The 25,968-nt window shown below is 44.5% G+C and carries 23 protein-coding genes; 7 read left to right on the plus strand and 16 right to left on the minus strand.

The window, feature by feature from the left end:
• Nucleotides 1–37: 37 nt before the first annotated feature.
• The 3 genes from DOE51_RS05730 to DOE51_RS05740 form a co-directional block, all read right to left on the minus strand.
• On the minus strand, nt 38–949 hold the full coding sequence (locus tag DOE51_RS05730) for a hypothetical protein (RefSeq protein WP_142695606.1): 912 nt from the start codon (nt 947–949) through the stop codon (nt 38–40).
• Between the two features lies 1 nt (nt 950).
• Complete coding sequence (locus DOE51_RS05735; protein WP_142695607.1) at nt 951–1,415, minus strand: hypothetical protein; 465 nt, start codon at nt 1,413–1,415, stop codon at nt 951–953.
• A gap of 86 nt (nt 1,416–1,501) precedes the next feature.
• Nucleotides 1,502–2,500 (minus strand): isocitrate/isopropylmalate dehydrogenase family protein, encoded by a 999-nt coding sequence (locus tag DOE51_RS05740; RefSeq protein ID WP_142695608.1) that lies wholly within the window; start codon nt 2,498–2,500, stop codon nt 1,502–1,504.
• A 455-nt stretch (nt 2,501–2,955) separates the two neighbouring features.
• Here DOE51_RS05740 and DOE51_RS05745 point away from each other — a divergent pair, with 455 nt between their 5' ends.
• From DOE51_RS05745 to DOE51_RS05755, 3 genes are all read left to right on the plus strand, one after another.
• Nucleotides 2,956–3,564 carry a matrixin family metalloprotease gene (locus DOE51_RS05745; RefSeq protein ID WP_142695609.1) on the plus strand — a complete coding sequence of 203 codons (609 nt, stop codon included), beginning with the start codon at nt 2,956–2,958 and terminating at the stop codon, nt 3,562–3,564.
• A gap of 135 nt (nt 3,565–3,699) precedes the next feature.
• Nucleotides 3,700–3,951, plus strand: a complete 252-nt coding sequence (locus tag DOE51_RS05750; RefSeq protein WP_246845404.1) for a hypothetical protein — start codon at nt 3,700–3,702, stop codon at nt 3,949–3,951.
• A gap of 135 nt (nt 3,952–4,086) precedes the next feature.
• Nucleotides 4,087–4,365, plus strand: coding sequence for a helix-turn-helix transcriptional regulator (locus DOE51_RS05755; RefSeq protein ID WP_246845406.1), 279 nt, complete (start codon nt 4,087–4,089; stop codon nt 4,363–4,365).
• Nucleotides 4,366–4,440: 75 nt separating this feature from the next.
• Here DOE51_RS05755 and DOE51_RS05760 read toward each other — a convergent pair whose 3' ends face one another.
• From DOE51_RS05760 to DOE51_RS05770, 3 genes are all read right to left on the minus strand, one after another.
• Entirely contained in the window at nt 4,441–5,733 is a 1,293-nt protein-coding gene (locus DOE51_RS05760; protein ID WP_142695610.1) for a hypothetical protein, read from the minus strand.
• A gap of 31 nt (nt 5,734–5,764) precedes the next feature.
• Complete coding sequence (locus DOE51_RS05765) at nt 5,765–6,070, minus strand: hypothetical protein (RefSeq protein ID WP_142695611.1); 306 nt, start codon at nt 6,068–6,070, stop codon at nt 5,765–5,767.
• Between the two features lie 211 nt (nt 6,071–6,281).
• Nucleotides 6,282–6,566, minus strand: coding sequence for a hypothetical protein (locus DOE51_RS05770; RefSeq protein ID WP_142695612.1), 285 nt, complete (start codon nt 6,564–6,566; stop codon nt 6,282–6,284).
• Between the two features lie 247 nt (nt 6,567–6,813).
• Between DOE51_RS05770 and DOE51_RS05775 the strand changes: the two genes are divergently transcribed.
• Together DOE51_RS05775 and DOE51_RS05780 are read left to right on the plus strand one after the other, a co-directional pair.
• A complete protein-coding gene (locus DOE51_RS05775; RefSeq protein WP_142695613.1) occupies nt 6,814–7,692 on the plus strand; it encodes a PBECR2 nuclease fold domain-containing protein in 879 nt (292 codons plus the stop codon).
• A 17-nt stretch (nt 7,693–7,709) separates the two neighbouring features.
• Nucleotides 7,710–8,873, plus strand: a complete 1,164-nt coding sequence (locus DOE51_RS05780) for a sugar MFS transporter (protein WP_142695614.1) — start codon at nt 7,710–7,712, stop codon at nt 8,871–8,873.
• A 285-nt stretch (nt 8,874–9,158) separates the two neighbouring features.
• Here the strand turns inward: DOE51_RS05780 and DOE51_RS05785 are convergent, their stop codons facing one another.
• The 5 genes from DOE51_RS05785 to lnt form a co-directional block, all read right to left on the minus strand.
• Entirely contained in the window at nt 9,159–9,908 is a 750-nt protein-coding gene (locus tag DOE51_RS05785; protein ID WP_142695615.1) for a hypothetical protein, read from the minus strand.
• A gap of 186 nt (nt 9,909–10,094) precedes the next feature.
• Nucleotides 10,095–11,480, minus strand: a complete 1,386-nt coding sequence (locus tag DOE51_RS05790) for an ATP-binding protein (RefSeq protein ID WP_168196394.1) — start codon at nt 11,478–11,480, stop codon at nt 10,095–10,097.
• A 38-nt stretch (nt 11,481–11,518) separates the two neighbouring features.
• Nucleotides 11,519–12,964 (minus strand): lipase maturation factor family protein, encoded by a 1,446-nt coding sequence (locus tag DOE51_RS05795; RefSeq protein ID WP_142695617.1) that lies wholly within the window; start codon nt 12,962–12,964, stop codon nt 11,519–11,521.
• 28 nt (nt 12,965–12,992) lie between these two features.
• On the minus strand, nt 12,993–15,323 hold the full coding sequence (locus DOE51_RS05800) for a Smr/MutS family protein (protein ID WP_142695618.1): 2,331 nt from the start codon (nt 15,321–15,323) through the stop codon (nt 12,993–12,995).
• Nucleotides 15,301–16,911, minus strand: coding sequence for an apolipoprotein N-acyltransferase (lnt, locus tag DOE51_RS05805; protein ID WP_246845409.1), 1,611 nt, complete (start codon nt 16,909–16,911; stop codon nt 15,301–15,303). The genes DOE51_RS05800 and lnt overlap by 23 nt, the downstream gene beginning before the upstream one ends.
• Nucleotides 16,912–16,944: 33 nt before the next feature.
• Here lnt and DOE51_RS05810 point away from each other — a divergent pair, with 33 nt between their 5' ends.
• On the plus strand, nt 16,945–17,739 hold the full coding sequence (locus DOE51_RS05810; RefSeq protein WP_142695620.1) for a hypothetical protein: 795 nt from the start codon (nt 16,945–16,947) through the stop codon (nt 17,737–17,739).
• Nucleotides 17,740–17,745: 6 nt separating this feature from the next.
• Here DOE51_RS05810 and DOE51_RS05815 read toward each other — a convergent pair whose 3' ends face one another.
• The gene (locus tag DOE51_RS05815) at nt 17,746–19,122 is read right to left on the minus strand and encodes a S8 family peptidase (RefSeq protein ID WP_142695621.1); all 1,377 of its coding nucleotides are present in this window, start codon (nt 19,120–19,122) and stop codon (nt 17,746–17,748) included.
• 180 nt (nt 19,123–19,302) lie between these two features.
• On the opposite strand from DOE51_RS05815, the gene DOE51_RS05820 reads away from it, so the two are divergent.
• Entirely contained in the window at nt 19,303–19,806 is a 504-nt protein-coding gene (locus DOE51_RS05820; protein WP_142695622.1) for a hypothetical protein, read from the plus strand.
• Between the two features lie 113 nt (nt 19,807–19,919).
• Here DOE51_RS05820 and DOE51_RS05825 read toward each other — a convergent pair whose 3' ends face one another.
• From DOE51_RS05825 to clpS, 4 genes are all read right to left on the minus strand, one after another.
• A complete protein-coding gene (locus DOE51_RS05825; RefSeq protein WP_142695623.1) occupies nt 19,920–22,088 on the minus strand; it encodes a lytic transglycosylase domain-containing protein in 2,169 nt (722 codons plus the stop codon).
• A 43-nt stretch (nt 22,089–22,131) separates the two neighbouring features.
• Complete coding sequence (htpX, locus tag DOE51_RS05830; RefSeq protein WP_142695624.1) at nt 22,132–23,031, minus strand: protease HtpX; 900 nt, start codon at nt 23,029–23,031, stop codon at nt 22,132–22,134.
• Nucleotides 23,032–23,105: 74 nt separating this feature from the next.
• Nucleotides 23,106–25,451 carry an ATP-dependent Clp protease ATP-binding subunit ClpA gene (gene clpA, locus DOE51_RS05835; RefSeq protein ID WP_142695625.1) on the minus strand — a complete coding sequence of 782 codons (2,346 nt, stop codon included), beginning with the start codon at nt 25,449–25,451 and terminating at the stop codon, nt 23,106–23,108.
• Complete coding sequence (gene clpS, locus DOE51_RS05840; protein ID WP_142695626.1) at nt 25,448–25,789, minus strand: ATP-dependent Clp protease adapter ClpS; 342 nt, start codon at nt 25,787–25,789, stop codon at nt 25,448–25,450. Before clpS ends, clpA begins: the two co-directional genes overlap by 4 nt.
• Nucleotides 25,790–25,968 lie beyond the last annotated feature (179 nt).

Here is a 25,968-nt window from a genome sequence, read left to right on the forward strand (position 1 = left end):
TAATTCAGTAGTTTAAACACGGTCGAAGAGTTGATAATTAGTCGTCAAGTTTAATCCCTAGGACACTTTCGATCGTCTTGTCGTAAATATCTTTTTTGCGTTTTGGCGCAGTGGGAATTTCTTTCTTACGAACAACAGCGACAGAAGCCGGGAAAGCGACAAAGAGATCGCTGTCTTGCTTCCCTTGCTTTACTTCAAATACAAATTCTGTCTCTTTACAAAGTGCTTTCATTGTTACTGGTGCAAGTAGTGGTGTTGGAGTTGTTAACTGAATCTCAGAAATGTTCATTGTTGTGATCTTAGTTTTTAAAGCTCTTTCATTAGGATTTTCGATGTTTTCGATCGCGCAGGGTAAGGTAATTGTCAGAGGTATTTTTTCTTTAATAGATAATGAACTCGAAAAAGACTGTGGGTCACTCGATGTTTTTTCAAATTTCATTTGTTTAACAAGGAGTCCCCAAGGATTTTCAAGAGTCCTTTCAGTAGACGCTAGTTCAAGAGATAGAAATGAATTCAACTGATTCTTGACGCCATTCTCTTCCATCGTTTCAGTATGAATTTGTGCCGTGAATTTGTCTTTGCCGTTAGAGCTTAAAGTTAAGAGCTCTCCTTTTTGCACGATATTCTTTTGTTGAATCTTTTCACGCAGGCGCCGAACTTCTTCAATGCGTTGATTGCGCAGATCCGGCGCCATCAAGAAGCTTAATGAAGTTTGTGTTTGCCAGAAGTTATTTGAATCAAAGTTAAAAAAGCGCTCAAGATATTGACGAAGGAAAGTGATTTTTTCCAGCTCGCTTAACTGTAGATTTTCTTGATTCAAGGCTGACGGTGCGGCGGTGGTGACAGCGACCACACGAGGATTGTTTTTCAACTGCAAGTACATGAAGGTAGCACCGATTGCCCAGGCAATTGCAAAGATCAATGCAGTCGTTAGCACCTTAATTTTCATGTTAACGCCCTTTTTCAATTGGTAGGGTTTCGATCAACATATCTTGGTGATATCGTCTTGTTGGTCCATCTTCGACCCATCTGTCAATCTGGTACATTTTGATATTCGCTTTTCCGGATTGAAAATAACGACGGTCTGCGGGGCCGGTTTTAGATTTTAATAATATCGGAGCAGGCCCATTCTGAAAATAATCCAACTGTGCTTTCATCTTTTCATTTTCAAGCTTCATCACATCAATGTCTTTTTCATCATTCCAATAATAATTCGCAGCGACGGCGGTGACCACACCGATGATACCGCCCCAATACATTGCATGCAGTTCAGGACGCTCATCGGATGGAGCCGTGGCTGCACCGATAACGCCACCAACACCGACACCAATTGCGGTTGCGGCAAGACGACTTTTTTGATTGGTTGCACAGGAAGCTAGAAAAATTGAAAGCACTAACAAAGCTGAGATTTTCATATAGACAATGTTAGGTTTAATTAAAAGATGAAGCAAGAAACAGAAAGAAAAAAGGGTCCAGTTACCCGGACCCTTTTCGTAAGGAATTAACCTAGATGTTGGATGATCGCATCCGCGAAGGATTGAGTCGTTCCTTTACCGCCAAGGTCTCCTGTGCGGCAGTTGATGTCTGACAAGGCCTTGATCAAAGCCGTCATGATTTGATCAGCTTTTTGATTTTCGCCCACGTGTTGAAGCAACATCACAGCTGATTGTAACAACGCTGTTGGATTTGCTTTATTTTGACCTGCGATATCTGGTGCTGAACCGTGAACTGCTTCAAAGATCGCAGCGTTTTCGCCGATGTTTGCACCTGGTACCACGCCCAAGCCGCCAACAAGACCTGCGCAAAGGTCACTTAAAATATCGCCGTACAAATTTTCAGTCACGATAACGTCGAATTGTTGAGGTTTAGTTACAAGCTGCATGCACGCGTTGTCCACGATCACATCACGAGTGATGATGCCTGGATATTTTGCGCCAACTTCTTGAGAAACTTTTAAGAACAAACCATCAGACATTTTCATGATGTTTGCTTTGTGAACGATGGCCACTTGCTTACGACCTGTTTTTTGAGCGAGGTCGAAAGCATAACGAGCGATGCGCTCTGAACCTTTGCGAGTAATGCGTTTGATACTCTCGGCAGTGTTATCATCAACCATGCGTTCGATACCTGCGTACAAGTCTTCTGTATTTTCGCGCACGATCGTCAAGTTAACGTCTTTGCATACACACTCGACACCAGGAAGTGAACGCACTGGGCGCACGTTGGCGTAAAGATCGAATTTTTGTCTCATAGTAACGTTGATGGATTTGTGACCACCACCGATTGGAGTCGTCGTGGGACCTTTGATCGCAAGACGTGTGCGTTGAATAGATTCAACCGTGTTATCAGGAAGAAGAGAGCCCACTTTTGCTAGTGCAACTTCACCAGCTTGGAATTCTTCGTAATCAAATGGAGCATGGACGTGTTTAAGAATGCGGACTACTTGAGACATAATCTCAGGACCGATTCCATCTCCAGGAATGACAGTCAATTTCATCATTTTGTACCTCTGTGTTGTAAGAATCCATTATCACATGCGCAGGCGAGGTGGTTAGAGCTTTTTCTGCTCTCCACCTGCTAAGACGGGATGTGGGGCGGGGTAGTTGGGCCTCCTGAGCACTACGAATGTAGTTTGGGCCCGGTGGTCTCAAAGTGAGACATGCTACCTATACAAAGCAATCGCCGGACCAACTAAAACAGAGCCCTTTTGCACCACACTTTGCGGCGAAGGGGTGTTCGAATCTTAGACAGCACAAAGGTAAGTGAAAACAGGCAGTTAGAGGGAAACTTGGGGCCTGTCTGCGAACTGAACAGCTTTTCAGGGCAAAAGCGCATTTTAAAGGCATCTGCAGGGCTTCCAGAATTTTTAAATAATTCCGGCAGCTTATGAGACGACCGTGGATGCCATCAGGTGGTCCTTCTTTTGTAATGTCATTCCCATAGGAGGACACTCTCATGTGGAAGTGGCTTGGAGCAGCTTTGCTCCTAACAACAGCTTTATTTGTTCAAGCCTGTGCGCCTAAAGCGCAAGAAGACTGCGGCTTCGTACAGAACTCCTATGGAGAGCGTGTGTCTTGGAAAGACCAATCTCCGGTTACAATGTACATTCATGAATCTGTTCCAAACGAATACATCCCCGCAATCGTGTCTGCTGCGGAAACGTGGGAGCGCAATGCCGGTCGCAAACTCTTTAATATCGTAACCACGAAGGTGGGTGGAGATTTAGCTCCACATAAAGATGGTCGTAACATCATCTATTTCATGAGTACGTGGGAAGCCAATCGTTCTACAGAGCAAGCGCGCACGAACCTTTACTGGGTCGGCGATCAAATCTCTGAAGGCGACATTCGTGTGAATGCTAAGGATTTTGATTTCTACTGGAACAGCAATCGTTCCTCTTTAAAAGTGAATATCGAAGCTTTGATCTTGCACGAGCTTGGACATGTTTTGGGTCTCAAACATAGAGACTCTGGCGGATCGGTCATGGCTACGTATTTGCCTTCTGGCGCGGATCGCGTGGCGTTGGCTTCGACGGATGTAAGCGATCTGAAGTGCGAGTACTAGCTGCTTGCTTGCACTCCGACTTCGTCGGAGTAGGGCAGCATGTAAAAACTCTATGTAAGTTTATTTAAGTTGTGGGAACAAAAGATTTCTCAATAGACTTTTAAGTCTGCGCCACCAGCGGCGAAGGAGATACAGATGAGAGTGATCAATATGAACAAGACAGCGACGACAGAAGAAACTGCAACTTCAGTTGACGCTTATTTGGGTGCTCTTTCATCTGAAACATTGGAGCCAATGACTCACAAGAGCTATCATGAGATGGCAGATGTTCCAGTTGTTGAAGCGGATGCTCTTGCGCAACTTCATACAAATCTTTCTCTTCTTCAAGATCTTCAAGGACGTCTCGCATTTGTGATGCGTGAAGTTCGTTATCAATTGAAAGCATAATTCGAATTTTATTTTGCTAGACCCAAGACAAATGTTAGATGACACACAAGTAATTTTCGCATTTCATTGACTAAAACATGTTGGATGTTCTGGAACGGGGAGTAAATGAAACGAGGATGTGCGAGCACCTGCATTTTGAGTCGTGGGCTACAGCCATACATTCAAGATCAGTTCATTGAGTGGGGCCTGACGAAAACAGAGGGTGAAATCGGACTTCTTCTTTTAAAAGGATTGAGTCTTCGCGAGATATCAAACATTCGCGGAACTTCTGAAACCACAGTTCGTCAACAAGCGCTAGTTCTTTACAAAAAAGCTTCAGTTGATGGGCGTCATCAATTTGCAGCATTATTTTTAGAAGAGCTGCTGTCGCCGTGTGAATACTTTAATACTCAGCAAAAGATCGCGGGCACTTAGAATTGAAAACTGAATGAGAAAATAAAAAAGCAGCTTTTAATAAGCTGCTTTTTTATTTTCTAAATTTTTAGTTCTTTAAGCTTTGCGTGATAGACGAGGAGTGCCGCCCGGGCCGCCAATTGGAATCTTGTAAACGATCCAATCGCCTTCACGTTGACGAGTCATACCCTCTGAAATGATAGGTTTATCAAATGGCAGATCTTCGCGGAAAGTTTGGTAACTGCTTGTTGAAACAGTCTTGTTACCATCTTCTAATTTGTCTTTAAAAGAGCGCGTTCCCGATACAGTGGCCTTATCCTTTTGGATGCTCACTTTGACAGAATCTTTTTCGTGCTCTGGTACAAAAGTTCTTAGTACGTAAACGTCGCCGTTATCTTCCAGCGTCGTTCCGCGATTTTGAACTTTGTAAAACGGATCAGCTTCTTTATTTGCATATTTCTCTGTCGCTTTCATGAAGTTGCGTTTTGTTTCAGCAACTTCACGAGTGTAGCGTTCATTTTGCACATTCAACGATTCGCGATTCGCTTCTTCGTTGTGCTGATACGTCGATTGGAAGTGATCGGTCTGAGTATCCAATTGTTTTTCGTAAGCTTGTTTGTTGTCTGTTAGGCGAGTGGTATAACTCTTATTCAGATTTTCTTCTTTCGAAGCCCACTGTTTCTGCGCTTTATCGTAACGATCGGCACCGTCTTTATTTACGCGAGCCACTTTTTTCTCTTGAAGCTCTTGTTCCGTTTTGACGTGTTGATCGCCTTTTTGTTTTGTCTCTGTCAGTTCTTTTTCGTTGCGCGCGCGCACTTTTTCTTGCGCCAGTGTGCCGCGTTCAACTTCAGTGGCTAGGGCTGCTTCGTTTTGTTCACGTTGGTGAGACAAACGTTTGTCGCTGAACTGATTGACGTCAGCCATCTCTTTGTTGTAGCGTTGTTTCGCGCCAGTTACGTCTTTTGCGCTCTTATCGCGGATTTCTTGAACTTCTTCCTGTGCGTGGTCACGAGCCTGTTCGATTTTTTGACGAGAAGATTCTTGAGTGTCAGCCAATTGTTGTTGGCGTTTTTCGCGAGTGTCGTTGAATTGTTTGTCGAAAGATTTTTGCATCGTCGCTGTACGTGCATTGTACGTATCGTTGAGACGTTGACGTTCAACGACGGCGTTATCGACTTGCTCAGATTGACGTTTGCGAATGTGACTGATCGCCGCTTCGTTTTCTTCACGAAGATTATTTTTTTTATCGGCGTAGTAGTCCTTCAGATCTTCAAGCTGGTCTTCATTACTTTTCGTAAGTTCTTTTTTCTTACGGTTGTAATCAGCTTGCATCTCGCTAAGCTCGGACTGTTGTGCTTTTCGGGTCGAAGAGTCGATAGATGACATAGAGTCAGTGTATCAAAAAGAAACACCGACATTAAGACTGTGGGCTTGCCTCTGCGGGATTCTGGCCTTTGGGGTTGGGGCACAGAGGTTTGAAGTTATCCGTGCGGCCACGGCAGCGCCAAGTCGCGATATAGGTGACATCTTCATCAAGTGCCACAGGATAAAAATAGCGATACTGAACGTGATCCAAAGTGCTTTCAACTAGACGAGAGTCGGGTGGTGCGCCCGGAGTCGCCGACTTCTTTGAGATCTTCAATAGGAACACGCGGTATTCTGCGAAGGCAGAAACCGGGCCTAAGAAAATAAAGAAAGCCGATAAGAGAAATCGATATTTCACAACATCTCCTATCGGCTTTGCGGTGGGAAACTAAACTTTCCAATGCCATATGCAGAATATCACCGCGGATTTTTAATTCCTTAAAAATCACGGAAGAGGTCAATTTAAGACTCTATGGATTAGACAGATTTTTGAACTTCACAGGAAAGAGACATCGCGTGAAAGCAATGTTTTGGAAACTGACAAGGGATTAGACAACGAACACAAGCCGCTAGTGGCTGTGTTCGTGATTTGCGCGAACGGTATTTTCGACGATATGGAAATACGCTCTGACCAGGATTTGGTAAGATTCGTTATCCAGCGCCTGAAGGTAGGCCATTTTTTCGAAGTAGGTTTTTTTCGCGATAAGCTCAGTCATCACGTCTTGCACCTTCTTCATTTTGTCGAAGCTATAGAAGTCTTTGTCGTCTTTGACGTCTTTCAAAACTTCTGCGATGGATTTGTTATCGAAAAGCACGTGAACGCCCATTGCTGAGTGGGACAAAAGTGCTTCCATTCTTTCTAGACTCGTTTCTTCTACGCTAGCGTTTACCAAGCCCGCCTCCTTGCGCTGCAATTAGAACCGCATCCTCTCTTAGATGGTGTGGGGGAAATGGCACTCTTGCAAGACTAAAAAATCGGCTTTGACAGGGCTTGTCGTGTCAGAATTTTTTCTAGTTGTTGTGAGTCAGAATTGTCTCGATAATCATTGGAAGACTTCTTAATTTTTGAGAAGTTTATGGAATCAAGGAACGCGCAAAAATATGGCAAAAACAGTTTCGAAGGCTAAACCTCGTGCAAAAAAGAAGACAAGCGCCACAGACAAAGACAAAGAGCTTATCTTAGTCGATGAGCACGGCGGTCTTATTTTTGATAACGAGTCAGACATGTACGGTTATTTCGAGCCGACGATTCAAAAATTGGCGGAAGAGTATGCTTCTTTGCGCTCCGTTGATGATTTTACTGACGAAGAACAAATAGCACGCGAACACTTTCTTGACGCATGTTTGGATGATCCTGACGAAGTCTGGATGGATGACAAAGTTTACGATGATTATCCTGTCTTCATCTACATCAAGGAAATCGCTGAGGGCGATATCGCCTTCAAATATGTCGCGCTTGCGTACGTGTCTTCGGAAGAAGAAGTTCCAAGCTTTGTTTTCATTCACTTTGCGACAAAAGACAGCCGCGTTTGGCAGAACTACCAACGTGGTGAAATGGTTTACGACAGAAATTATGAAGAAGCTTCAGTGGGTGGCGTTGAAGGCGACGCGTTGCTTGAAGGCGACCCTTTGGCGATTGGTCTTTACCAAGCCATGATTAAAGTTCGTAGCGACAAAGACATTCCACAAGAAAAGTTTCAAGATTTCGCGAGCCTTCGTGAAGAAACGATCGAGTCAGCTGATGAGATCTGGCGCAAAAATGATTTGGACGGCAACGTTCTGGTCAGCTTTGTTAAGGAATTCCCTGATCACGAAACGACAAAAGATCTTACTTACATCGTTGTGACTCAGGAAGATGAGGACTCAAATGTTCATTCGTTGTTGTTCTCGTTCCCAACAACGGATAGCGCTCTTGTAGATCGTTACCGCCAAGGTGACAACTTGCAAGCCGACGAAGTTAGCCAAGAATCCTCTCACTAGTCAGGTAACTCTTCGCCATGATTTGGCCCTACATTTTTATTTCCTATTTGAGTCTTTTTGTTTTCGGCCTGTGCGATAATGTGCGCGGGCCGCTTTTTCCAGAGATCATGAAAGATTTCGCCGTCAACGACTCGATGGGCTCGTGGATGTATGCCTTAAGCTCTATTTCGGGGTTTATCTCGAGTTATCTGTGCCGTTATCTTTTACGTCGTTATAATCGCCGTGCGGTTTTGCAAGGCGGAGCGATTGCTTTAATTTTGGCGATGATTGGTTTGGCATGTGCGCCATACTTCTGGTTCTTTCTGATTTGCAGTTTCATCTTTGGTTTAAGTTTGGGGATCGTGGGCCTTGTTCCCAATGTCTTGGTACCATTGGGATCTAGCTCTGAACGGAAGCAGCAGTTAGTGGCGGGCCTTCATGCAATGTACGGTGTGGCAAGTTTGATGTCACCGCTGCTTGCGGCCGGAATCGAATATTTGACGGGGAGCTGGCGTTGGACATTTGTGGTTGCGACAATCGCGCCGCTATCTTTGATTTTTTATTCACTTCACAGCAGTCACCGTGGCATTCACAAGCGTTCTGAGCACACGGCGGAAACTCATAAACTGAATCGTAAAAAGAATTTGAAGCCGCAATTGTTTTTGGCGTTGATGGTCAGCTTCTGCGTGGCTGCGGAAATCATGATTTCATCGCGTCTGGCGTTGTACATGCGTCGTGCTCAAGGTTATGACATGGAAGCGTCAAGTTTGTATGTGACGTATTTCTTCGTGTGCATGTTGATCGGGCGTTCGATGTTTGCGATCGTCAAATTCCCGACATCGATCCGCAATCAATTGTCAGTGTCGACAGTGTTATCTGCGATCTTTATTTTCTTAGGCATTCACGTTCATCCGTTATTTTTAGCAGCTGTGGGTTTTACAGTCGCACCCTTTTATCCGATGTCGATCACATGGATTTCGTCAAAATTCCCACACGATCTGGATACAGCGGTGTCGTACATGATGACGACCGATTCGGTGATGTTGGTGGTCATGCACTTATTAGTAGGTAAGGTGACGGACGAAGCGGGGATTGGCAACGCTCTTTATCTGGGCCCGCTATTCTTATTGCTGTCGTTTATCTTAGTGAACACCTTCGAAGCCATCTTTGAAAAGAAACCCGAAGAAACCGCTAGTGTTTAATCTCAGCCATTAAGTCTCTTTTTCTTTTTTGTCGCTTATTTGATCGAAGTAAAATTTGCGGAAGAAAGCTTAAGTCTTTGCGTATGAAGCCTTCGTCGGCGCCACGACGGCGCGAACCGCAGCGAAGCTGCGGCGACGATTGAACCTGGATGGTGTGCTGAAGAAGCTAAGGCTTAAGCTTTCTTCCGCAAATCCGCGCACTACGATGAATTATTTCAAGCGGCAAAAAATAAAAAAGACGTCCAGGGAAGGCGTCTTTTTTTATTTCTAATTTTTATCTAATTCTTAGAAGCAGTATGATTGCGCCATTGATTGGAACTGAGTTGTTGTGTAACCAGAGCTGATCAATGTTTTGAATGGGTGCAAAGCTTGTAGTGCGCTGTTGCGAGTTGTGCCGTCTGATTCCGTTGCGTAAGCAGCAGGGTTTGCAGAGTAAGGTGGCAACAACACATCCATTTGTGATTGAGCAGCTGTTGAAGTCGATACGTAGCTTGCAACTTTCAAGACATCGTATTGGCCAGCAGCATCGTTCAAGTACACAAGAATGTTTACGCGGTTAAAGAATGTTTGTGCATCGTAGATACCCAAGCCTTGAGCTGTTGTTGATACATCTGACCACTTCAAAGAAGTTGTCCACGTCGTTGTGATGTAAGAACCCGTTTGAGAATCCCACAATACAAAGTTCAATTTTGCTGGATCAAGATAAGTTGAACCAGAAGAGTTGCCCATCCATTTGTAAAAAGAGATAGAGCTGGAGCCCGCTGCAAAACCCGTTGGCAAAGCAGTCATACGAACCCAAACGTAGCTAAGATCTACTGAGCCACTTGAGTTTGTGAATGCTTTTAACTTCATCGTCATACCATCTTTTGAACCTTGGTTACAAAGCGCTGTTGCTTTGTTAGCAGCATCAGTCACTGTCGTTGTTGAACGACTTGAAAGATCGCTTGTACCTGTTGTTTGGTTAGAACCGCAAGCAGTCATCATTGCCGCGATACTTAGTACGAGAAGAGTTTTTAGTAAGTTTGAGTTTTTCATAAAGCCCCCTGTTGCCTTGATACTAAAGCAACGGTGGTGCCATATTTCACTCTGATTCACTTGGAAAAGACATTTGAATTCAATAACTTATAACGGCTGTCATTCTCTGAATGAAACGTTCTCACTGTGAGGCGTACATGCCTTGCGCAGAAGACATTCTAGGAGTGTCACTTTGTGCGCTCAGGGTTACGTCATTGGCAGAGTGAAGCGGAAGGTTGTGCCTTGTCCTGGGACACTTTCGACAGAGATTTCTCCGCCCATGCGTTCGATCAGCTCTTTGCAAATACTTAAACCCAAACCTGTGCCGCCATAGCGACGAGAGATAGAAGGATCTGCCTGATAAAAACGGCGGAAGAGGTGAGGGATGTTTTCATTCGCAATTCCAATGCCCGTATCAGTGACCTCAACAGTGAAACGATCCTGCGAAAATTTATATGCACGTAAAGTGATCGTGCCATGATCTGTAAACTTCAAAGCGTTCGCGAGCAAATTGTTTAAAACCTGTTGAATGCGAGCGGGGTCACCCATCATGACTGGCGACATGTTGGGATCGAAAGACACGATTAATTTGATCCCTTTGTCTTCGATACCATGTCTGAAAAGATCAGCACTTCGTTGCAGAATTTCAAACATGTTGAAGCCGATTTTTTCAAACTTGAGTTGGTTCGCTTCAAGTTTTGCTAGATCTAAAACGTCATTCAATATCTGCAACAAATTCCCTGAAGCCCGCGCCAGAACGGACGCGTATTGACGTTGTTCTTCATCCAGCGAAGTTTCGGAAAGAAGTTCGGTCATGCCAATGATTGAATTCATCGGAGTGCGAATTTCATGACTGATGTTTGCTAAGAAATCGGACTTGATGCGATTTGAAACTTCCGCTTCATCTTTAGCGCGATTCAGTGCTGATGTCTGTCGCTTTTCTTCGGTGATGTCTTGTACAGTTCCGTAAAGATGAGTGGCTTTACCATTGAGATAGACAGCGCGGCACTTAATACGCACATCGATAGGTGTGCCGTCAGGACGAATGATCTGTGCTTGTTCATCGACCATTTCAGAAAGATCGGGGAGTGAACGGAAATAAGTTCGAATGCGATCCTTATCATTGGGACTGTAAAAAGAAAAAATATTTTCTAACGTTAAGGAAAAGGTATTTGGATTGACGCCGAAAATTGTGAACATGCCGGATGTCCAATATATTTTTTCATCATTGCAGTCGAAAGCCCAACTTCCAATTTTTGCAACCCCTTGAGATTTTTCCGCAAGAAATTGTTCAACACGAAGTTTGGTGACGTCGGTAGCAGTCACAAAATATTTTCCTGTCGATGCGTCTTGATAAAAATGCCAAAGGATATTTCTGTAGGCACCGTTTTTAGTGCGGATACGGTTTTCAAGACAGTTGACATGGCCAACGGATGCAATCCCACTGTTAGCAATGGTGCGTTCTAGATCATCAGGATGAATTATTTTGTAGAAGGGAAGAGTGCGAAATTCTTCTTCGCTGTAACCAAGAGTCTCGCTCCATTGTCCTTGCAAAGAAAGAGCGATCCATTGTGCGGAAAATTCTCCGGTCATCACTCTTCCTGGTTCGAACAAGGGCTTGCTCTCGGTTATCATGGAATGAAATCTTCCTTTGCAAATGTGGGACTGTATTGATCGATGTACAGTCGTTTCCACCAGATGCCTTTTTTACGTAATTCTTCGAAACTCGAAAAAGTGTATTCGTATTTTTGCAGTCGTAAAAAGTTCGGAGATTTTCCACCGAACGGATCAACCGCGATAAGACTTTGCACTTCCACGGATTCCGCAAACAATCGCGCAATCAGGTTCTGTAACCATAGATTCTCACCAAAACCCTCCAAAGAGGCAAACCACAATTGCCAATCCAGACGTGGCTGATGAGGCGCCACAATTGGTGGAAATTTTTTGGGATCACATGGCTTGTAACGGAATTGATATTCTTTCCAGTGAATTCCATCATCGCTGCCTTCAAGAATTAATTCAGGGCGATGCTTCGTCATCACTGCAAATAATCCGTAAGGATTGGAAATGCGAAACGGATAAAGAAGGCGCATATAAGGCAGCAAAAAATCTAGTGTTTTGCTTTTATCAAACAAAGTTCTATAGATCCAAAAATACGTTGCTGGAACGAGTGCTCCAAAGACTGCAAATGAAAGTGGATAGGAAAATGTTGTCGGTTCTACGTAGTGCGTAAGTTCGATTTTCCAAAACATATCTGGAACAAGACCAAGGCAAAGACCAATCGTCACGACGTTAAAGAAAGCAAAGTTGCCAGTCAAAATGATTAGGACCTGCAATAAAATCAACGCAGTAGCGGCTGCTGTTTGTACGACCCCGGGTATGAAAATAAAAAATGGAACAACAAGTTCAATCGTGAACATCAATAACGTTGAAAGTCTATGAAACCATTGCGGTGCCTTGTGAATGAAGTAAGCAACCGGATTTGGTAGAGGCTGGGTCCAGAAATGAAAGTTCAATGCCGTCAGGTTTTTCCACGTGATGTCTTTGTTCACAAGTTTCACCACGCCAGAACAAAACATCAGTTTAAATAAAACCAACCAGCATAAAATTAAAATGATGGGATTAAAGACGTGCGCACCGAAGGGCAGCCATTCAAATTCCCAGGGCGCCATGAACAGTCCCAGAAATCCAAATTCCAATAGTAAACTGTCCCATTGAAAAGACAAAAATACCTGACCACAGTTGACGAAAGAAAGATAAAGCACCCAGCACAACAAAAACATCCAGCTTTGACTAAAGCCGATGAACGCCAATGACGAAGCAAGCATTCCTAAAAAACATGAAGCACGCAGGGTGAAGTCGCCAGAGAAAAACCAGAACAACGAAGGCATTTGCAGAAAACGTTCGGCCCCAACTTCTTTGTCTAAAACGTTAAGCAGGTGATCGATAGAAAGAATGCCCTGACGTCCAAACAAGCCACCAACTTGTGGAAGCAAAGAAAGAAAGGCAATGAAGTAAGAAAAGGCCAGCGATTTACTTAAAAACCAACTGGCCACCTCGTAGTGAGTCGCTTGCATAATCGCTTACGCCTCTCGCTTTCTGAAATTACATTTCGCCGATTTCAACCCATGTAATTCCGTCGCCACCACTTTCGGGTGAACCTGCCTTCCATTTTTTCACATAGATAGAACGAGACAAGTAAGTACGTACTGCTTTTTTCAGAGCTTCTGTACCATGGCCGTGGATGATCTTCATGCGATCTTCTTGAGCATTGGCCGCTTTGTCGAGTGCCACTTCTAAATCAGAAAGAGCGTCTTCGACTGTCTTTCCACGCAAGTCTAACGTGCGGTCTTCATCAGCAAGTGAAACGCTAAAGCCTGAGCTTTTACGTACCAGTTCCGAAGTTGGATTTTGTGGCTTGCCCGGAGGACGCAAATCCTGCCAGTGCAATTGCAAACGAATCGAGCCGGATAAAATCAGCACTTCGCCTTTGTTATTTGGTGCGCTTTGAATGATGCCGTCGTTATTCAAACTTGGAACAAACACTTTCGTTCCTGGTGGGAACTTCTTCGCAAATGCTTCTGCCGTTTCCGGGGCTCCGGCTTGAGTGATCGGTTTTGCTTTTACGATTTCAGGAAGTTTGTATTTGATCTCTTGTAAAGCGGTGTGACGTTTGAATGTTTCAGTGACTTTCGCCGCAGCGATAGCCTCTTCCACTTTGCGCTCTGCTTTTTTAAGTGTGCGTTGTAACCATTCGTCTTTATCTTTGTTGAACTGTTCAAGAAGACCTTCGTACTTCTTTTTCATCTCAACCGCTTTTTTCGTTTCTTTGTGCAAGTGATCTTGAAGAATTGAAATATCGGCTTTCAATCTTTCGATTTGTTCAAGGCCTTCAAGGCGGGCGCGAGTCGCCGGAGCTAGCACGTCCATCGCACGTTGTACGATGGCTTGGGCAACGCCAACACGTTTCGCCGTTTGGATCGCAAGAGAATCGCCTGGAATACCAGCCAAGAACTGATAAGTCGGACGACCTGTTTTAGGGTCGTACTCCATACTTCCGTTCAAAACGCGACTTTGTTCGTCCCAACCGGATTTCAATGGACCTAAATGTGAAGTCACGACACCAAAGATGTCGTTTGCAGAAAACGTTTCAATAAAGCTGCGTGCAAGCGCAGAACCTTCTTCAGGATCTGTTGAGCCGCAGATTTCGTCGATCAATACTAGATTTTGACGACCTTTCAGTGATGCCGCTTTACCTAGAACTTTTAAGTGGGCCGCAAAAGTACTGAGTTCTTCATCAACACTTTGCGCATCACCGATACCGACAAGGACATCTTTAAAGAATGGAATCTTTGAAGTTTCACTTGCGCAAATTGGTAAACCACAACGTGCCATCTGCGCAGCCAGGCCGATGGATTTAAGTAGCACAGTTTTACCGCCGGCATTGGGGCCACTTAAAAGTAAAATACCTTTATGGCCTTCAAGCAAAACGGTATTTGCAACAACTGTTTTACCAGAAAGTTGCAGCAGGGGATGGCGCGCTTCGATCAGCTCCATGCTGTCAGTCGAAAACTCAATCGGGTGCGCGTTTACTTTGCTTGCGAATTGCGCTTGCGAGAAACGCACGTCGCACTCTTCAAGAAGTTGACGAGCACTTTCGATTTCAGAAGATTTTGAAGACAGATAGCGCGAAAGCTCGGTTAAAAGTCTTTCGATCTCGTCTTCAATTTCAACTTCGATTTGGCGCAGACGATTGTTTGTGGGGATGACAGTTTCAGGCTCGATGAACACAGTCTGTTTTGTTTGTGAAGAGCCGTGAATGACACCAGGAATGTGATGTTGCATTCCTGATTTTACTGGAACCACCCAACGACCTTCACGAGTTGTGACGTACTTATCTTGGACAACGTTTTCCATTTGATGAGCTTTCACCAAGCGGTCCATCGTCGTTTGCACTTCACGCGCAAGACGTTCTTTTTCTTTGAACAAGCGATACAAAGTTTCGCTGGCGTCAGAACGGATATCACCACCCGGAGTCAGGATCTGGTCAATCGCTGAAACAGGTTCTTCGGCGTGCATCAAAGCACTACCGATATTGCGTGCCCACTCGTTGTCCACTTGGTTCAAAGCTTCTTTCAAAGCTAGAACTTCAAAACAGAAGCTGCGAACGTCTTTGATTTCTAAAGTTTTAAGAACGGCATTCTTTTTTAAGCGCAGGATCCAAGTTGAATACAAATCCAAACTTGTCATAAACGGGCGAACACCTTGATTGATGACTTCCGTCGCGCTGGCAATTTCTTGGAAGCTTGCGTAAGCATCTTGCTCTGAACGTAGAGCTTTGGTTGCCATGACAGCATCGCGACCAGCTTCGCTGGTTGCGTGCGATTTAATCTTTTCTAAAATTTCGATCCAATCAAGAGCGACGAGATCTTGCATTTACGGCTCCTACTAAAGCTAGCAATACTAGGACGGCAATATAAACTGCCCAGTCCCAATGGCCCATTTTTACATAGAAAGTTGAAGGGGCATTTTTCAAATACTTTAACACAAATTCGCCAGACCATTCTTCATGCAGAGGCGATTTTTGTAGAACGTCACCGTTTGCAAGAATCGCCGTGCTGATACCTGTGTTAGTTGAGCGAATCAAAGGTCTGCGGACTTCAATCGCGCGCGCAAGTGTCATGTACAGATGCTGGCGTGGTTCAAACGGGTAGCCGAACCACGAGTCATTCGTTACGTTCACCAAAATATCGGCCCCTTTTTCTTCAAGACCGCGAGTGAAAGCAGCATCAAGTCCCTCGTAACAAACCTGACCACCCCATGCGATCACGTCGTCGTTGAATTTCCATTTCATAACATCGGGGCCATGACCACGACCGAAATTGGAAACAAACGGCAACCACTTCAACAAAATCGGGAAGCGTTCGCTTAATGGCAGGTATTCACCAAAAGCTAGAAGTTCTGTTTTGCGATAAGGTTTATCCAAATTGTTGCCTTGCGCATCAACCAAGAACAAAGCGTTGTATGTCGACTGATCAACTTTCACGTCCGTCTTTTCATCTTTCGAATAAGCGCCTGTGATGATTGGGCGGCCGATGGCTCCCATCGCCTCTGCCAAAATATTCGTGTGTTTGCGACCCAAGAGATGTTGATCTAAATAGTCGGGGAACGCTGTTTCTGGCCAAATGAAAATATCTGTGTTCGGGAATTTCACGAACGCCTCTTGCGATAACGTGGTGAAACGGCGAGTGATGGACTCTTGATAGCCGCGGCCTTGTTCGGCATAGACTTTTTCAAGATTGCCGATGTTGGCTTGAATCACTGTCGCGTGAACTTCGCCATCAAACTTATTCCAGCCTTGGCCATGAATATTGCCGCTAATCACAAGCGCCGCGACAACAACGACTAAAGCACCCAAATGTGTGAAGGCTTTTTTCAAGACCGACTGTTGCAACCAGATGTAGGCGATCCACGCGTTCAAAAGTAAAATGATTGTCGACAAGCCCAAGAAACCAACGACATCAGCTAAGTGATACGCCGGAATTTTCGCCCAAATCAGGGTGTAACCCAAATTCCAGTCGAAGATTGCAGGCCACACGCGTTCTAAGAGCGAGTGCAGCAAAGCGATCATCACTAAAGTGATTCCTGCTGAAATCTTAAATTTTCTTTTCATCCACACGGCGATTGCTGTCGCTGCAGGAATGTAGAGATGCATGAACGCACAAAAAAGTAGCAGAGCTACAATGGAAAGTACCCAAGGGATTTGCCCGAACTCGTGCGCAGTGTAAGCGATCCAGTGAAATCCGATCAGAGTCAGAATGAATTGTGTGACCCATCCTGCGAAGAAAGCATCCTTCACCGAAGTCTTTTCATCAGTGACAGAAACCCACAAAGGCGCGTAACAAAAAATCAGTGCCCACGGAGGAAAAGGAATGTAGCTTGTACCGACTAAAACGCCCGAGAGAATTGCCCAACGAAAATCGTAGGCTTTCTGCTTGAAAAATTGAAACCATCTCTTCATCATGGTATTAGTAACACAAAGAGTGAGTGAGTCCACGTGAAATTGAAAGTTAGATGTCCATCTTGCGCGAAATTGTACGAAGTTGAGAGTGAAGAAATTCTCAGCGACGTTCCTGTATTCCAATGCATCGGTTGCGATAGTCGCTTCGGTTTCGAATACTCTTCTGAGTTGAACCTTGAAAATCAGCAAATTATTTCGGCATTCTTGGTGCAAACCGCTGCAGAGAAGGCTTTTGCTGCTCAGCAACAAGAGCATATTGCTGAACAAATGGCTTCTGCCGAGATGAAATCGTGCCCGAAATGTGGCGCGATGAACGGTCGCAGGGCTTTCGAGTGTTACTCTTGCCACGTGATTTTCGAGCGCCTTGAGGGCTTGCCGGAAGATCCAAGTCTGCGTGCGCAACCAAGTTTAGTGCGTAAGTGGAAGAACCTTCTTGAAAACTTCGAGAACGAAACTTTGCACGACGAATTTATTCGTAGCTGTCTTGAACTGGATGCTTTGCGCTTCGCGATCATGAAATACGAAGAAATCAAAACGGCGCAAGGCGGGGACGCTTTGTGTGATCAGATGATCGCTCGAATCAATTCTTTGATGATGGTGGGTTTGTCACAAAATCCAGTTGTGCGTGAAGAAACGCAATCTGCTCGCCCGAAATGGCAGAAGTATATGTTCTGGGGACCGTATGGTCTGAGTGCTTTGCTTGTGTTGTGGGGAGTTTTGAGTTTAGGCCACCGCAATCTGATCGGAGTTGGAGTGGCGCTTGCGTGCATGACTTCAGGTTTGATCGTCATGGTGCGCGGAAAGATTTCTCTTTCCGACTTCATAGATTAGACAGCCTTAAAAGCCTTCACCAGTTCCTTGCTGAGTACCCAGTTTGGTTTTCTTATTTGTAGAAGAACCCATTGCATTGATTAACGAGCGACCGAATTGGCTCATTTGCGAAGCCGTTTGGTCGACACCGTCTTCAGCGCGCGAATTCTTTTCGTTAGGATCGGCCGTGAAGCGCTCCATATTTTGTGTATTCACAGCAACCACACCTGTCGCAGAAACACCTTGATCCAAGATTGCCAAGGCTTTGAAAAGATTCAACTGACGAGATGTTCTGGTTTTTGACGCCAACTGAGTTTGCGCATCACCCGTTGAAAGAATGTATCTTTTTACTTCTTCTGCGTTGAAGTTTTGTTTGTGTGCCATGACCAACGCTGCTGCACCTGTCACAAACGCAGTGGCTTGCGAAGTGCCCGTCATATAACCGTAAGAGTTACCAGGAAGGCAGGACAAGATATTCTGACCCGGAGCCGCGATATCGACTGTATCCACGCCATAGTTCGATGACGACAACACTTGTGTCGCCGGATCGATCGCCGTCACAGAGATGATATTGCGAAGTTTATAGTCGGCAGGGTAGTAGTGATGTTGATCCGAGTTGGATCTTTCATTACCCGCGGCTGCGACAAACAAGATGCCTTTTTTCTCGGCCTCTTGAATGGCATCATGTTCTTCTTGAGAAAACTCTGTACCACCACCTGAATAGTTGATGATATTCGCACCCATTTTCACAGCGTACTTAATAGATGCCACTGTGTTTTTAAGATTGTCGGCACCTGGAACTTTTGGATCGTAATATTTAAGAACCATAAGGCTTACTTGTGGAGAAATACCAATGATGCCTTTGCCGTTACCAGCTTCCGCACCAATGATCCCCGCAATGTGAGTTCCGTGACCGTGATTGTCGTCCAATTTAGGATTGTTACCAACAAAGTTCCAACCGTGAACGTCATCGATGAAACCATTGCCGTCGTCGTCAACACCATTGCTGGCTTTGTCGCGACCTTGAGCATCTTTACCGGACTCGCCTGGGTTGTTCCACAAGTTGTCGTGCAAGTCTTCGTGCTTTTCATCAATACCCGTATCGATGATCGCAACAAGAATTTCTTTTGAACCTTTAGTGATCGACCACGCACGAGCCGCATCTGATTTTTTCAAACCCCATGCTTGGCTGATCGCGGGATCGTTAAACAACGCTGAAGGTTCATCTTCAACTTTGTCAGTTTGTGATGTGATGAATGAATTTTCAAAAAGACGATTGCTATCTTTTTTCGAACTCTGCGTACGAGAAGGGGATTGCTCCGATTGATAGATGTATACGCCAAGGCCTCCAAAGAAGACCAATGCGACTCCGCCAGCTGCAATCCACAATTTGCGAGAAAACATGAAATGTTCCCCTTTCTCTACTTGGACTTATCGGCAGATTTCGCTTGAGGTGAAGCATTTTTAGACTCGGGGATTGTTTCAGAGTGAGACAATAAAGGCAGGTTTTTGAGAGGCAATAGAGAGCTGAGCGAGAATCAGTATCAGGTTAAAGTCTAGGAACCTCGCTCCGATGAGGTACTTATGAAAAACTCAATTCTATGTGCAACAGTTTTAGTAGCAGCGATGGGTCTTATTTCATGTAGTAATTATTCAACCGGCAATGGCACAGGTTCCGGCGACTTCAGCAGTCTGACTCTTTCAACAACATATCATAACGAAAGTTTCGACAGCTATCAGCGTGTGTTCTTAAAAGACGATCACACATTCACACAGTATGAAGTGCAAACAATTAATGGCGTTCAAAAAGAATGCTCGATCACAGGCACATGGGATTTAATTTCTGGCGAAGACAGCCCATCAACAGGCAACTTATTAAAAGTCACAAACGCCCAATTCAATGGTGCAGGCTCTTCAACAAACGAATTGGACTACCCAGTCTCAGAAGTTTCAAACGAAACCCTGAAACTCCAATTCTCTGACCAAGAAACAGCCGTCGACCTTACCTCAACAGACCTAGCAAACTACCCAAACTTCCAAAACCTAACCCCAGGAAGCCTCCCAACCGACACCTTCTGCAACCGCTAAAAGGTGTCGTTCACTTTTTTGGGTCTACACTGCGGTAATTAACGCACTATGGGTCTAAAAAAACGACAGACACCTTTTTAGGGTGCCTGCTTCTTTTTTACGACTGATGTGCGTTAGTTTGTCTTTGTTAATTTTAAGAGGTCTTCAGGGAATTTGATGGCGATTCCCGGATTTAGCATGCGTTGGTAGAAGACGTAATTGCGCATTGTTAGCTTGATGTAGGCGCGTGTCTCTTCGTAGGGAACTTCTTCGATAAATTCGACCGAGTCCGGGCGATAACGGGTTTTCATCCAGCCGCGAATCGCAGAGTCGTTCGCGTTGTAACCTGAAACAGCCAAGATGTACTGATTGTTGTACTTCTTCATCAAAGATTTTAATTCAAAAGCGCCAAGTGGAATGTTGATCTCGGGTTTATACAAATCATTCGCTTCGCTGTATTCAAGTTTGTTCGCTGTCGCCAATTGTTTGGCAACGCCTGGAAGTAATTGCATCAAACCAAACGCATCAGCAGCACTGCGCGCTTCAGGATTGAAAGCGGATTCCTGACGAATGATAGAGTAAATGAATTCACGTGGAATGCCGCTTTTTTTAGAAGCTGCTGCCGTGACATCGCCCCAAGGTTGTGGGAACAGCAAATCCGGATGATCTTGCAGCAATTGATCTTTCACTTCTGGAGGAAGAGCGCCAATTGTCGAAAACAACGGTAAATACAAACCAGCGCGCGCATATCCAGAAGACATCGCAAGCCAAGTTGATTCGGAAGAGACTTTGTTGTTTTTTAAAACGTCGCTAGCTTCATTCAAAGCTTTTTCCGCGAACGGTTTTTCATTCACCGCAATCAGCCATTCAATGTTTTGGCGAAGAGCTGGATCTAATTCGTTCACACTCAAAAGACTTAAATTCATTGTCTCGTCAGTGTTGACCTTAATCGCAGGGAAATCTTTTTGCAGTTCACGGTATGCCAGCATGCCGTAATAACCCAATGGATCTTCTTTGATCAAAGTTTCAAGTTCAGAAGTAGCTTCTGCATTTTGATTCATTTTTTTAAATGAACGAGCAGACCAGAAACGTGCTTTTGCAACATCAGACGGTTCTTTGGCAAGTTCACGCATTTGCACGAAACTTTTTTGTGCTTCAGCCCACTTTTCAAGCTTGTAGTAGTTCCAAGCTTTTAGCCACGCGATTTTGTCACGAAGACCTGCTTGGCTTGGTGGCTGTTCGTAACTGGCTTCGAAATATTCTAAAGCTTTTTCGAAGTTGCCTTTTTCTTCTTCCATGCGCCCCATGATGAAATACACTTCATCCATCGGGTAGGCACCACGAAGCATACGATGAGTTTCGTTCAACGTTTTCATCGCTTGCGTTGATTGATCTTCAGTCCACAAAGTGCGCGCAAACAAAACTTGTGTGTCGTGGAAGCGTGCTACAGCTCTGCGGTCTTTTTTGTTGTCTTTGAATTGTTTTTTTGACCAATTCACCAAATCGCCAGAAGCGTTGATGTATTCTTGACGACGTTGCGCCACTTTGTTGGTCATGCGGATATTTTTTAATGCTTGAAACTTATCGTCGGCAGTCGCTTCTTTGCTTGCCATGATTTTTTTATAAGTTGCCAAAGCTTTATCGAATTCGCGATGGAAACGATAATCAGTCGCTACGTTATTCAAATCCTTAAATGTCGGATTTGGATTTAAGCGGGGAGAGTTCTTGTAAAGTGAAGTCTGTATTTGTTCAGACTCATCTTTAAGTTCCATCTTTTGCGCAATCGAAAGTGCTTTCAAAAGATATTCTTCTTTATTCTTTTTGTTGTTTTCGATTTTTGCTTTTTCAACTAATGCATCTAAATCATCACGTAGATCTGGAGTTTCCGTTGATTCTTTTAAACGAATATCAGCAGAAAGCTCGCGATACCAAGGATTCGCCGTTTGTGGAAGCGCATAAAGTTTTTCATTGCGTGGGCATGTTTCGTAAGCGCGAAGCAAAGCCAAGTCATGCAAAGGAAACTGTGCTGTTTCTGAAAGCTGTTTAAAGCCCGTGCACGCGGCAGCAGGTTTTTTATCTTTTTGTGCAAGACTTAACGTGTAGGTCTTCCACCACAAAATATTATTTTCGTTCGAACCAACAGAAAGCTTTTCAAGATCCGTGGGACTTGCGTTTTTCCATTTTGCTAAAAAACTTGGAAGAGGAGGATTTGTTGATTTCTCAACTTGAGTGTCAATGCGCGAAGTTGTCGCACATCCCATAAGTACCGATAGAAATGAAGCTGCGATGATAATTCGTGGCATGAAGAAAGCTTACGCTCTCTTCAGCCAGGGGACAAGTAGAGGATTAAGAAATACGAGCGCGTTGAAGAGCTTCGATGCGATCTTCCAAGCGTGGGTGAGTCATGAACAAACCAGCAAGACCACCTTTGTCGCGATTAGAAATTTTCAAAGTTCCAGTCGCAGTTTCATCTGGTGGAATTGGCAATTGATAAGCTGCTTGTAATTTTCTTAAAGCCGCAATCATTTTTTCACGAGACGCATATTTTGCGCCACCCAAGTCCGCACGGAATTCACGTTTACGAGAATAGTAATTCACAACGATCGAGCCCAACATCGTGAAAGCGATGTCGCCAAGGATTGTGACAGCGAAGCGCACGACCTCGCGGAATTTCTCATCGACATTGGAAGCCACTAGACCCGCAAGGATACGAGAGAAGAACATTGCAAACGCATTCACGATACCTTGGATCAATGTCATCGTCACCATGTCGCCGTTTGCAACGTGGGCAATTTCGTGACCAAGAACGCCTTCGATTTCTTCATCTGTCATACGCTGCAAAAGTCCTGTCGATACAGCAACAAGAGCGTTGCCTTTTGAAGGACCTGTCGCAAACGCATTAACGTCTGGAGAATCATAGATACCAACTTCAGGCATCTTTGGAAGTTGCGCACGACGAGCAAGATTGTGAACTGTCGTTACCAGCGCGCGAAGTTCTGGGTTTGTGCTGTTAGGATCGATGATCTGCACACCATGAAACATCTTTGCCATCCATTTGGACATCAGCAAAGAGATGAAGGCGCCACCCATACCCCACACAAGACAGAACGCCATCAAGAATGGAATGTAAGAATTTAAACCGGCAAGGCCGAGGAAGTGGCTCACAAGAGACCATACGATACCAATTGTGACCATCACCAGAACGTTTGTGAGAACAAACAAGCCGATACGTTTTAGAAATGCCATAGACAATTACTCCTTTGGAGACACCTTAATTGTGATGCCTCCTGGAGAATTGTCAATAGCACTAGCGGCGCGGCTTAAGTAGTAACTGGCTGCTTTTGATTTTTTTGTCCCGTGCCACCCGTCGAAGTGGTGCTAAATTGGAACTTCAACGCATTGTTTTCTAGTTCCACATTGACACGACCACCATCGACAAGACGACCGAATAACAACTCATCAACCAAAGCTTTTTTCAAATGTTCATCCACGACTCTCGCAAGTGGACGAGCACCATACACTTTGTCATAGCCTTTTTTCATAAGCCATTTGATGACATCTTGAGACGTATTCAATTCGACTTTTTTCGTAAGCAAAGTCATTTTCAATTCGTCGACAAATTTTTGAGTGATTTTCAAAACCATATCTTCACTCAAATCTCTGAACGAAACGACTGCATCAAGACGGTTGATGAACTCTGGCGAGAATGCTTTTTTAATTGCATCCATCGATAGAGTGCCACGATTTTCTTCAACAAAGCTAATTGAACCACGTGAAGTTTCAAGTGCACCCGCATTTGAAGTCATAATGATCACCGCGTTTTTAAAATTCGCAACGCGACCATTACTGTCAGTCAAACGACCCGCATCCATGACTTGCAACAGAACATTTGTGACGTCCGGATGAGCTTTTTCAATTTCATCAAGAAGCAGAACACAATAAGGATTTTTTGTGACGGCTTCCGTTAACAAGCCACCTTCTTCGTGACCTACGTATCCCGGAGGCGCACCAACAAGACGGGCGACCGCATGTTTCTCCATATATTCACTCATGTCGAAGCGTTCAAAATGAACACCCATGATTGAAGCCAATTGACGACAGACTTCCGTTTTACCAACACCCGTCGGGCCGGTGAAGAGGAAGCTACCAATTGGTTTTTCAGGACGACCCAAACCGCTGCGTGCAAATTTGATGTTTGCAACCAGGCGATCGATGGCTTCGTCTTGACCGAAGATCAAAGCTTTTAGTTTTTTATCCAGATCACGAAGTTGTGTTTTTTCACTCGAAGAAACAGTCGCAACAGGCAAGCCTGTCATTTTCGCGATGACTTCTTCGATATCTTGAACGTCAATTTTCACTTCGTCAGATGTCGATTCATTTTTCAAGCGGAAGTGGGCTCCTGCTTCGTCCAAAACGTCGATCGCTTTGTCTGGCAAAAGTTTTCCGTGAATATGTTTTTGTGACAATTCAACAGCCGCGCGAATGGCTTCGTCAGTGAATTTCACATTATGGAACTCTTCATAAGCTTTGCGCAATCCGTGAAGGATTTTAATGCAATCTTCATTAGAAGGTTCGTTAATATCAATTTTTTGAAAGCGGCGGTTCAGCGCACGATCCTTTTCAAAGTACTGTCTGTATTCCGTATGTGTCGTTGAACCGATGCAACTGATATCACCACTTGCAAGAGCGGGTTTCAATAAATTGGAAGCGTCCATAGAGCCGCCACTTGTAGCACCTGCTCCAACAATAGTATGAATCTCATCGATGAATAAGATCGTGTTAGGACGTTTGCCGATTTCTTTGACGACAGCTTTCAAACGACCTTCGAAGTCACCACGGAATTTTGTACCCGCAAGCAAGCCACCTAAGTCGAGTGAATAGATCACAGCGTTTTTTAATTTTTCAGGCACTTCACCAGCTACGATTTTTGCGGCTAGACCTTCAGCGACGGCTGTTTTACCGACACCAGGTTCACCAATCAGTAGAGGGTTGTTTTTAGTGCGTCGGCAAAGAACTTGAATTGTACGCGCAAGAACATCTTCTCGACCAATGAGTGGATCGATTTTGCCCTGACGTGCTCTTTCATTCAAGTTCACGCAGAAACTTTCAAGCGGGGAGCCTCGACCTTCTTCATAAGATTCCTGCGCCGAAGTACCGCCACCACTTTGATAACCTTCACGAGCAGCAGGTGGAATGTCATGTTCTTTTCCATCTTTTGTAATGCCGTGAGAGATGTAATTAATGATGTCAAATTGTGTAAGACCCTGGCGAGCCAATGCGAAAGTAGCGTGTGAATCTTGTTCGTAGAACAAAGACACAAGTAAACTTCCTTCGCTGATTTGGTTGCGACCCGCACTCTTCATTTGAATGGCAGCTCGTTGAATCAGACGATGGCAGGCAAGAGTAAATTCAGGATTCCACGACTCAAAACCACCATAAGATGACAACTGATCATCGGTGATCTGAGGAATTCCTACTTTCAAATGGTCACGAAGATCCTGACGAAGCTTTTGCACATTCACTGCGCAGGCTTCAAGAATCTCAACCATGATAGGGGATTCACTGAGCACTAAAAGAATATGCTCAAGAGTAACGAATTCGTGACGATGGCGTTTTGCAAGTTCAGTGGCTTCACCAAGTTTGCGTTCCAGTTCGCGGCTCATCATGGTTCCTCCTCCAGTGTGCTTTTCAGCGGATTCTGATTGAGTTGCGCGAATTGGTTGACTTGCATCACCTTCATTTCGGCAATCTCCAATGAGTAGATCCCGGCGACACCTGCACCCTTCTTATGAACATCTAACATGATTTGCGTCGCTTGCTCCTCTGTTTTCGCGAAAAAACGACGCAATACAAGGACCACAAAATCCATGGGGGTGTAGTCATCATTCAGAAGAATAACTTTATACATCTTCGGAGTGTCTAGTTTTGGTACGGACTGTACCGCCGACTCTCCCTCGGTATTTGAGAATGGATAATTACTATTATTGTCGTTGCTATTGCCCATGTGTTTATTCTACTCCAAGGTTCAATATGAGCACGTTATTCACGAGGGCAAGTCTAGTGGAATAAAAAAAGCTGGAATTAGGTCTGTAGAGAGTACGCTCTAGAGAAATAATAAAATTAGTATTATGTAAACATGTCTATATTTTTAGGCTCATATATGAGACGGCGTATTGCATTTAG

The sequence above is a fragment of the Bdellovibrio sp. NC01 genome (assembly GCF_006874625.1).
GTDB lineage: Bacteria > Bdellovibrionota > Bdellovibrionia > Bdellovibrionales > Bdellovibrionaceae > Bdellovibrio.

Excerpts from the sequence above, each read along its gene's own strand:
- DOE51_RS05785 (WP_142695615.1), bottom strand. The coding sequence starts at position 9,908 with ATGAAAAACTCAAACTTACTAAAAACTCTTCTCGTACTAAGTATCGCG.
- DOE51_RS05790 (WP_168196394.1), bottom strand. The coding sequence starts at position 11,480 with ATGACCGGAGAATTTTCCGCACAATGGATCGCTCTTTCTTTGCAAGGA.
- DOE51_RS05800 (WP_142695618.1), bottom strand. The coding sequence starts at position 15,323 with ATGCAAGATCTCGTCGCTCTTGATTGGATCGAAATTTTAGAAAAGATT.
- htpX (WP_142695624.1), bottom strand. The coding sequence starts at position 23,031 with ATGGCATTTCTAAAACGTATCGGCTTGTTTGTTCTCACAAACGTTCTG.
- DOE51_RS05820 (WP_142695622.1), top strand. The coding sequence starts at position 19,303 with ATGAAAAACTCAATTCTATGTGCAACAGTTTTAGTAGCAGCGATGGGT.
- DOE51_RS05745 (WP_142695609.1), top strand. The coding sequence starts at position 2,956 with ATGTGGAAGTGGCTTGGAGCAGCTTTGCTCCTAACAACAGCTTTATTT.
- DOE51_RS05815 (WP_142695621.1), bottom strand. The coding sequence starts at position 19,122 with ATGTTTTCTCGCAAATTGTGGATTGCAGCTGGCGGAGTCGCATTGGTC.
- DOE51_RS05780 (WP_142695614.1), top strand. The coding sequence starts at position 7,710 with ATGATTTGGCCCTACATTTTTATTTCCTATTTGAGTCTTTTTGTTTTC.
- DOE51_RS05750 (WP_246845404.1), top strand. The coding sequence starts at position 3,700 with ATGAGAGTGATCAATATGAACAAGACAGCGACGACAGAAGAAACTGCA.
- DOE51_RS05730 (WP_142695606.1), bottom strand. The coding sequence starts at position 949 with ATGAAAATTAAGGTGCTAACGACTGCATTGATCTTTGCAATTGCCTGG.
- clpS (WP_142695626.1), bottom strand. The coding sequence starts at position 25,789 with ATGGGCAATAGCAACGACAATAATAGTAATTATCCATTCTCAAATACC.
- clpA (WP_142695625.1), bottom strand. The coding sequence starts at position 25,451 with ATGATGAGCCGCGAACTGGAACGCAAACTTGGTGAAGCCACTGAACTT.
- DOE51_RS05795 (WP_142695617.1), bottom strand. The coding sequence starts at position 12,964 with ATGCAAGCGACTCACTACGAGGTGGCCAGTTGGTTTTTAAGTAAATCG.
- DOE51_RS05825 (WP_142695623.1), bottom strand. The coding sequence starts at position 22,088 with ATGCCACGAATTATCATCGCAGCTTCATTTCTATCGGTACTTATGGGA.
- DOE51_RS05735 (WP_142695607.1), bottom strand. The coding sequence starts at position 1,415 with ATGAAAATCTCAGCTTTGTTAGTGCTTTCAATTTTTCTAGCTTCCTGT.
- DOE51_RS05760 (WP_142695610.1), bottom strand. The coding sequence starts at position 5,733 with ATGTCATCTATCGACTCTTCGACCCGAAAAGCACAACAGTCCGAGCTT.
- DOE51_RS05770 (WP_142695612.1), bottom strand. The coding sequence starts at position 6,566 with ATGGAAGCACTTTTGTCCCACTCAGCAATGGGCGTTCACGTGCTTTTC.
- DOE51_RS05775 (WP_142695613.1), top strand. The coding sequence starts at position 6,814 with ATGGCAAAAACAGTTTCGAAGGCTAAACCTCGTGCAAAAAAGAAGACA.
- DOE51_RS05740 (WP_142695608.1), bottom strand. The coding sequence starts at position 2,500 with ATGATGAAATTGACTGTCATTCCTGGAGATGGAATCGGTCCTGAGATT.
- lnt (WP_246845409.1), bottom strand. The coding sequence starts at position 16,911 with ATGATGAAGAGATGGTTTCAATTTTTCAAGCAGAAAGCCTACGATTTT.